The sequence below is a fragment of the Rhodococcus sp. (in: high G+C Gram-positive bacteria) genome (assembly GCF_049591685.1).
In the GTDB taxonomy this organism is placed as follows: domain Bacteria; phylum Actinomycetota; class Actinomycetes; order Mycobacteriales; family Mycobacteriaceae; genus Rhodococcoides.
Genome location: NZ_JBAWFH010000467.1, coordinates 1 through 7,792, shown reverse-complemented (window position 1 = coordinate 7,792; position 7,792 = coordinate 1). Strand labels below are relative to the sequence as shown.

The window sequence follows — 7,792 nt, the reverse complement described above, 5'->3', positions numbered from 1 at the left end:
CGCGTGACGCCGCATCGGTGTCATCGACCTTGTCGTTCTTCTCGGCCAGGTCGGGCTTCGCAGCAACCCCGGCAGACGGCTTGTCCGGCGCCTTCGAATCTGCTGTCTTCGACGCTGCCGTCGCGGCTGCCTTCGGCGCGGACGGCTTCAGGCCCGTAGCTCCGGTCTTCATCGACCCGGTCTGGATCAGGTCGGTCTCAGAGTCCTGGTCCTCACGCGGGACGCGAGGCTTCGACACGAACCCCGCTGTCCGCTGCGGCCGCTCGGCCGGCACGGGACGGTTCGGCTGCGCCGGCGTCGGGCGCTGGTTCGTCGGGCGCTGTGTTGTCGTCGAGCGCCCCGTTGATGTCGAACGCTCTGTTGATGTCGAACGCTCTGTTGATGTCGAACGCTGTGACGGGGCGGAGCCGTAGGGACGACGCTCGCTCTCGTCGTGCGCCTGGTTCATCAGATCGCCGGCTGCGGTGGTCGAACCGGACAGCAACTCCGGCTCGGGTTGATGCTTGTCCCGCGGCTGTGGTGTGGGCGCAGGCTGTGCTTTCGGACCAGGCTGTGCTTTCGGACCAGGCTGTGCTTTCGGGCCGGCTTGCGCTTTCGGGCCAGCCGGTGCTTTCTCACCAGCCTGGACGTCCGCGACCACCGGGGCCTCGCCGGACGGGGGCTCGTCGCGCACGACGGGTATCTCACCGGTCAGTTCGGCGACGGAGATACCGCCCTTGACGCCACGCCTGCGTCGACCGCCCGAGCTGAGCCCGGTGGTCTTCTGCCCGTTCCTGGCGAGCAGTTCGGCGACGGAGATCTGCCCGGTGTCCTCGGGGTCGGCCTTGCCCGTCTCAGGACGGCCGTTTTGTGAGCTGTCGGTCATGTCGAACGCACCACCAGATCGCCGTCCGTTTCGGTGTCCAGCTTCCGCAAAATCAACCCTTCCCTCAACGCCCACGGGCAAATTTCGACCGACTCGATCGACAACGCCCGCATACTCGCTTCTGCAACCAACGCTCCGGCCACCAATTGTGGTGATCTGTCAGCGCTGACTCCTTCCAATTCTGCACGGTCCGACGCAGTCATCCGCGAAATGAACGCGACGAGTTGCCGCAAACCGTCCGCCGTCAGCGTTCGGGTAACCCTCGGGCCGGCAGCCGACGGCGCGGCGCCCGTCAGTCGGGCCAACGAACGGAACGTCTTGGACGTCCCGACGGCACGGTCCGGTTCACCGGCTGCGAGCAACTCCTTCGCAGGGGTGGAGAGCTCGGCGTCGAGCCAGTCGCGCAGCACGGCGACGCGCCGCTTGCCCGGCGGGTCCTCGTCGAGCCAATCCCTGGTCAAACGGCCGGCGCCGAGTTGTAGCGAGAACGCGACATCGGGATCCTCGTCGGTACCGGAGGTCAGTTCGAGCGACCCACCGCCGATGTCGAGGTTCACAATGCGTCCGGCGCTCCACCCGTACCAGCGGCGCACCGCGAGGAATGTCAGGCGGGCCTCGTCGACCCCCGACAGCGTCTGCAGCGCCACGCCCGTCTCGTCGAGAACACGGTTCAGAACGGCGTCACTGTTGTGTGCGTCACGCACCGCCGACGTCGCGAAGGCCATCAGCTCCTCGCACCCGGACTTCGTAGCAATCGCGGCGAACTCGCCAACCTCGCCCACCAGGCGATCTGCGCCTTCGCGGGTGATGTTGCCATGGGCGTCGGTGTTCTCCGACAACCGGAGAGTGGCCTTCGCCGAACTCATGGGCGTCGGGTGACCACCGCGGTGCGCGTCGACCACCAACAAATGCACCGTGTTGCTTCCGACGTCGAGCACCCCTAATCGCACATACCCACGGTACTGGGTCTAGCGTCGTGTTCTGTGACAGCAGGTAGTGGACAGCAGAACTTCGCTCCGGAAGTCGACCTCGATTTCCCCCGCGAATGGGTCGAGTTCCCCGACCCGGACAACTCCGAACACGTCATCGCAGCCGATCTGACCTGGCTGCTGTCCAACTGGACGTGCGTGTTCGGCACCCCCGCCTGCCAGGGAACCGTCGAGGGCCGCCCGGACGACGGCTGCTGCTCGCACGGCGCGTTCCTGTCCGACGAGGACGACAAGCGCAAGCTCGACGCGTCAGTGAAGATGCTGACCGCCGAAGACTGGCAGTTCATCGACAAGGGCCTCGGCAAGAAGGGCTACGTCGAACTCGACGACTTGGACGACGAGGAATCGCTGCGCACCCGGCGATACAAGGGTGCGTGCATCTTCCAGAACCGCCCGGGATTCGCCGGCGGTATCGGCTGCGCACTGCACTCGATGGCACTGCGCAAGGGCATCGAGCCGCTCGAGGTGAAGCCGGACGTGTGCTGGCAACTGCCGATTCGTCGTACGCAGGACTGGATCACGCGCCCGGACGGCACCGAAATCCTCAAGACCACCATCGGCGAGTACGACCGCCGCGGCTGGGGCGAGGGTGGGCACGACCTGGCCTGGTACTGCTCCGGCTCCCCCGACGCCCACGTCGGCAGCAAGCAGGTGTTCGAGTCGTACAAGCCCGAACTCACCGAACTCCTCGGTAAGCCGGCCTACGAAGAACTGGCGTCTCTGTGCAAGCGCCGCCGAGGGCTCGGGCTCATCGCAGTGCACCCGGCAACGCGTGAGGCGCAGCGCACCAAGTAGTGCAGCTGCGCCCCAGCCCTCGAAATACCCAGCCCTCGAAATACCCAGCCCTCGAAGAATTCAGCTCTCGAAGAGTTCAGCCCTCGAGCTTGTAGCCCAGCCCGCGGACGGTGACCAGATGTTCCGGCTTGGCCGGATCGGATTCGATCTTCGAGCGCAGTCGCTTGACGTGAACGTCGAGTGTCTTGGTGTCGCCCACGTAGTCGGCGCCCCACACGCGGTCGATCAACTGGCCGCGCGTCAGTACCCGGCCCGAGTTGCGAAGCAGGTACTCCAGCAGGTCGAACTCCTTGAGCGGCAACGTGATCTGCTCCGCATTGACCATCACCACGTGACGCTCGACGTCCATCCGCACGGGCCCGGCTTCCAGCACTCCGGTGTCCGCGGCCCCGTCGAGTTCGGCATCGTTGCCCCGCCTGAGCACGGCGCGGATGCGGGCGATCAGTTCTCGGGCCGAGTACGGCTTGGTGACGTAGTCGTCGGCACCGAGTTCGAGTCCGACGACCTTGTCGATCTCGCTGTCGCGTGCGGTCACCATGATCACCGGCACCCCGGAGCGTGCCCGCAACTGCTTGCACACGTCGGTTCCGCTCATCCCCGGCAGCATCAGATCGAGCAGAACGATGTCCGCTCCGGCCCGGTCGAATTCGGCGAGCGCCGAGGGGCCGTCGCCGACGATGGTGGCGTCGAAACCCTCTTTGCGGAGGAGAAAGGCCAGTGGATCTGCCAACGATTCTTCGTCTTCGACGATCAACACGTTGGTCACAGTCGTTCTCCGGTCACAGTGTTTCTCCTTCTGACGACCCGAGGTCGTCTTCTTCGAAATATGCAGGGATCTGCAGGGTGAAGGTGGATCCGGTGCCGAGCTTGCTCCACAGCGAGATGCTGCCGTTGTGGTTTGCTGCGACGTGTTTGGCGATGGCAAGGCCGAGGCCGGTGCCGCCCGTTGCCCGCGACCGCGCTTTGTCGACGCGGAAGAAGCGTTCGAAGACGCGCTCTTGGTCGTGTTTGGCGATGCCGATACCGCGGTCGGTCACTGCGAATGCGACGCATCCTCCGCGTAGCGCTCGACTGACCGATACCGGAGAGCCGTTGGGCGAGTACGCGATCGCATTCTGGATGAGGTTGGCGAGTGCGGTGACCAGCAGGGCCTGATCGCCGAGCACTTCGAGGCCGCTCGGGTGGTCGGTGGTGACGGTGATGCCCGCGTTCTCGGCGGCGAGCTTCGATCGGTCCAGGGCTGCGCTCACCACGGTGTCGACATCGACGACCTCGAGGTCGGGAAGCTTCTCGGCGCCCTGTAGGCGAGAGAGCGCGATGAGCTCGGTGACCATGTTGCCGAGCCGTTTGGACTCGGCGACGACCTTCTCCCCGAAGTGCCGGACCGAGTCGGGGTCGTCCGCGGATTCGAGCAGCGCCTCGGCGAGGAGGCTCATCGCGCCGACCGGCGTCTTGAGTTCGTGACTGACGTTGGCGACGAAATCCCTGCGTGTCGCTTCCATCCGAACCTGCTCGGAATCGTCGTCGGCGAACAGCACGACGAAACGCTGGTCTTCCTTGCTCAGCATGCGCGCGACGCAGCGCACGGCCATCCGGTCCCTGCTCGTGGTGCTTCGGGCGTCCTTGGAGCTGATGTCCACCTCTACCGGATTGCCGTCGGCGAGCACTTTCTGGGCGGCTTCCCAGGCGCGATCTTCGATGAGGCGGTTATGCACCAGACCGAGCTCCTCGGCGCGCGGATTCGACAACACGACATCGTGAAACCGGTCGACGACGGCGATCCCGCTCTCCGAAGCCAGGATGATCAGGTCCAGGACCTGCGACATCGTCAGTCCCGACGACGCCTGCCGCCGCTCGGAATGCCGGGTCGCGAGATACGGAATGAGAACACCGCCGACGAGATATCCGACGAAGGCCGTAGCGATAGCCAGCAGCACGGCCGATGCAACACTCACACCGGAATCGTACGTTCGATGGACAGCTCACCTACGCAGGGTGCAGGCATTTCCCTGGTCGTCATAGACCCCGTCGGCAGTGTTCTTCGTTCGTTCATCTGAAGTTGGGGGTACGCGCAACGAACCGGACTTACCGGACTTACTTGCCGCCCTGGTTCGCCACGGCGGCCGCGCCCGCCGCTGCAGCCTCGGGGTCGAGGTACGTGCCACCCGGGTTGGACGGGGTGAGCTTGCCTTCGCCGTCGGCGAAGTCGTACTGCAGCGGGATGCCGGTGGGGATGTTCAGCGAAGCGATGTCGGCGTCGGAGATGCCGTCGAGGTACTTCACCAGCGCGCGCAGCGAGTTGCCGTGCGCAGCGACGAGAACGGTCCTGCCCGCCTTCAGCTCGGCGACGATGGTCTCCTCGAAGTACGGGATGAGCCGGTCGACGACGTCTTTCAGGCACTCGGTCAGCGGAACCGACGGAACGTCCGCGTAGCGGGGATCGGCGTCCTGGCTGTACTCGCTGCCCGCCTCGATCTCGGGCGGAGGGGTGTCGTAGCTACGACGCCACAGCATGAACTGCTCGTTGCCGTACTTGTCCTTGGTCTCGGCCTTGTTCAGTCCCTGCAGGGCACCGTAGTGACGCTCGTTGAGCCGCCAGTCGCGGACGACTGGAATCCAGTGCCGGTCCGCGGCGTCGAGAGCGATATTGGCGGTGCTGATCGCGCGACGCAGCAGCGAGGTATAGAGCACGTCGGGCAGCACACCGGCCTCGGCGAGCAGCTCCCCGGCGCGCTTGCCCTCGGCCTCGCCCTTCTCGGTGAGACGGACGTCCACCCACCCGGTGAACTGGTTCGACGCATTCCATTCGCTCTCGCCGTGACGGAGCAGAATCAGGGTTCCGATACTCATGGTCGTCAGTTTCTCATGTCGGACGTTCGCGGACCTGTGCACGCCGCGAGACCCGGCACCGTTCTTGGCGAGCCGGCACACCCGATCGGGTCCGAGCAGGTGTGCCGGGCTTACAGAAGCGGTGCTGGGTACACCGATCTCACCGCACCATTGCCCACACTTCGCGGGTGGATGCCTTCGGATCGTCGGCCACTCCGGATTGCTCGCCGAACATCATGACCGAACGGTCGTCGCCGTATCGGACCCAGCCGGGCGATCCGTCGCGGACGAAGTCGACCCATGCCCGGTGCATCTCGTCTGCAAGTTTCTGCGGTGGGTCGGTGCCGGTGATCCGCGCGGTCTCCGGCTTGTCGAGCACGTCGAAGACGAACGGGATCTCCAGTGCGTGGCATGCGCCGAGGCGGCCGTCGTACAGCGGGGAGCGCCAGGTGAACTCGTAGACGAATGCGTTGCCGTTGCGTGCTTCGGCAATTCGCAGCGCGGGGATGCGGAAAAACCAGTCGGACATCATCGCGATCATCATTTCGCCCGGGTTCGCCTCCGGGTAGTGGGCCCGGTACACATCGAGGGCGGCGTCGAAGTCGACTCCGTACGCGCCGATCGCCATGCGCAGGCGGTTCTCGTCGATGTAGTCGACGACACCTGCCGGGATCAGGAAGAACGCATGCTCGTCACTGTTGGTGCCGAGCAGGATGTCGATCCCGGACCCGGCACCGGCCGCGATTCGCCTGAACGGCAGCTCGGGTACGACATCACCGTCGATGTACGGCTCGAACGCCATGACGTTGAACGCGAGCTCTCCCCACGCGCCCGTCGGCGCCTCCGCCGAGATGCGGTCGGAGAGATCACGCTGCGCCGCCAGGAACTTCTCGACCGGAACCGAACCGAACCCGTCCACGGATGCGTCCACACCAAGCGACTCAGCCAGTGCCGCCGCAACTTTCGCGGCGGTATCCGCGGCAATCACATGGTGACCCGCGCCGCTCTGCAGGATCGCGCGCCGAAACAGCCCCTCTGCGCGCGGCATCGACAGCAGAGTTCCGACGCTCATCGCCCCGGCGGATTCGCCGACGATCGTCACCCGGGACGGGTCGCCGCCGAACGCCGAGATGTTCGCGCGCACCCATTCGAGGGCCGCAATCTGATCGAGAAGACCACGGTTGGCGGGAGCGCCTTCGATTCGGGCGAACCCGTCGGCAGCGAGACGGTAGTTGACGGCCACGGCCACCACTCCGTCGCGCGCGAACGCCGACCCGTCGTAGCTCGGTACGGCATTGCTGCCGTTGACGAATGCGCCGCCGTGAATCCAGACCAGAACCGGGAGGGCCCCGGCGTCGACGCCGGGAGTCCACACGTTGAGGTTGAGGCACTCCTCGCCCTCGACGATCGGCTCCGTCAAGATCTCGCTCGTCGGCGGGCGGTAGCCGTACTTGGGGGCCGTCGGACCGAACGTCACGGCGTCGCGTACGCCGCTCCACGACGGCGCAGGCGCGGGGGCCGCGAACCTCAACGGTCCGAACGGCGCCGCCGCGTACGGAATGCCGAGGAACGACGTGACCGCCCCATCCCGATGTCCACGCACTCGGCCCTGACTGATCTCCACGGTGACGTCCATCCGTCCTTACTACCGCACGAGCCGCCGCACCGTAAGGACGAACTGCTCACCGGTAGGACGAACAGCAGTGCCCTCCACCGAAACGGTGGAGGGCACTGCCGAAAGATGGTGCTACTTGGCGCTTTCCGCGGAGCGCAGATCCTTGCGGAGGATCTTGCCCGCTGCCGACTTCGGCACGATCTCGATGAATTCGACCTTGCGCACCTTCTTGTGCGGAGAGACGCGCTCGGACACGAAAGCCATGACGCCGGCCTCGTCGATGGTCGCGTCGGGCTGGCGGACGACGAACGCCTTCGGCACCTCTTCGCCCTCGTCGTCGAGGACGCCGATGACGGCGGCGTCGGCGATTTCCGGGTGCGTCAGCAGCAGAGCTTCGAGCTCCGCGGGCGGCACCTGGTAGCCCTTGTACTTGATCAGTTCCTTGAGCCGGTCGACGATCGTGTAGACGCCGTCCTCCGTCACGACGGCGATGTCGCCGGTGTGCAGGAACCCGTCGGAGTCGAGCGTGGCGGCGGTGGCCTCCTCGTTGTTGAGGTAGCCGCGCATGACGTTGGGACCCTTGATCCACAGCTCGCCGCTCACGCCGACGCCGACCTCCTGGCCGCTGTCGGGATCCACCAGCTTGCACTCGACGTTGGGGATGGCGAGGCCGACGCTGTTGAGGTCGACCTCCTGCCC

Annotated in this window: 7 protein-coding genes and 1 pseudogene; 1 reads left to right on the top strand and 7 read right to left on the bottom strand. The window is 65.8% G+C overall.

What is annotated here, in order from left to right:
• Together WBQ44_RS19365 and WBQ44_RS19360 are read right to left on the bottom strand one after the other, a co-directional pair.
• Positions 1-865: pseudogene (locus WBQ44_RS19365) on the bottom strand (hypothetical protein); the annotation flags it as partial.
• On the bottom strand, positions 862-1,815 hold the full coding sequence (locus WBQ44_RS19360) for a Ppx/GppA family phosphatase (protein ID WP_495568293.1): 954 nt from the start codon (positions 1,813-1,815) through the stop codon (positions 862-864). The gene WBQ44_RS19360 and the pseudogene WBQ44_RS19365, both read right to left, overlap by 4 nt.
• Positions 1,816-1,848: 33 nt before the next feature.
• Here WBQ44_RS19360 and WBQ44_RS19355 point away from each other — a divergent pair, with 33 nt between their 5' ends.
• A complete protein-coding gene (locus WBQ44_RS19355; protein WP_495568292.1) occupies positions 1,849-2,649 on the top strand; it encodes a DUF3109 family protein in 801 nt (266 codons plus the stop codon).
• 76 nt (positions 2,650-2,725) lie between these two features.
• Here WBQ44_RS19355 and WBQ44_RS19350 read toward each other — a convergent pair whose 3' ends face one another.
• The 5 genes from WBQ44_RS19350 to WBQ44_RS19330 form a co-directional block, all read right to left on the bottom strand.
• On the bottom strand, positions 2,726-3,415 hold the full coding sequence (locus WBQ44_RS19350) for a winged helix-turn-helix domain-containing protein (RefSeq protein WP_495568291.1): 690 nt from the start codon (positions 3,413-3,415) through the stop codon (positions 2,726-2,728).
• 13 nt (positions 3,416-3,428) lie between these two features.
• On the bottom strand, positions 3,429-4,604 hold the full coding sequence (locus tag WBQ44_RS19345; protein ID WP_495568290.1) for a sensor histidine kinase: 1,176 nt from the start codon (positions 4,602-4,604) through the stop codon (positions 3,429-3,431).
• 139 nt (positions 4,605-4,743) lie between these two features.
• A complete protein-coding gene (locus WBQ44_RS19340) occupies positions 4,744-5,508 on the bottom strand; it encodes a phosphoglyceromutase (RefSeq protein WP_495568294.1) in 765 nt (254 codons plus the stop codon).
• Between the two features lie 130 nt (positions 5,509-5,638).
• The gene (locus tag WBQ44_RS19335) at positions 5,639-7,114 is read right to left on the bottom strand and encodes a carboxylesterase/lipase family protein (protein WP_495568289.1); all 1,476 of its coding nucleotides are present in this window, start codon (positions 7,112-7,114) and stop codon (positions 5,639-5,641) included.
• Between the two features lie 111 nt (positions 7,115-7,225).
• Positions 7,226-7,792 (bottom strand): AMP-binding enzyme (locus WBQ44_RS19330; protein ID WP_495568288.1); only part of this gene is annotated, 567 nt, incomplete at its 5' end.

Bases quoted from the DNA above. Each gene is read 5' to 3' on its own strand.
- WBQ44_RS19335 (WP_495568289.1), bottom strand. From the start codon at position 7,114: ATGGACGTCACCGTGGAGATCAGTCAGGGCCGAGTGCGTGGACATCGG.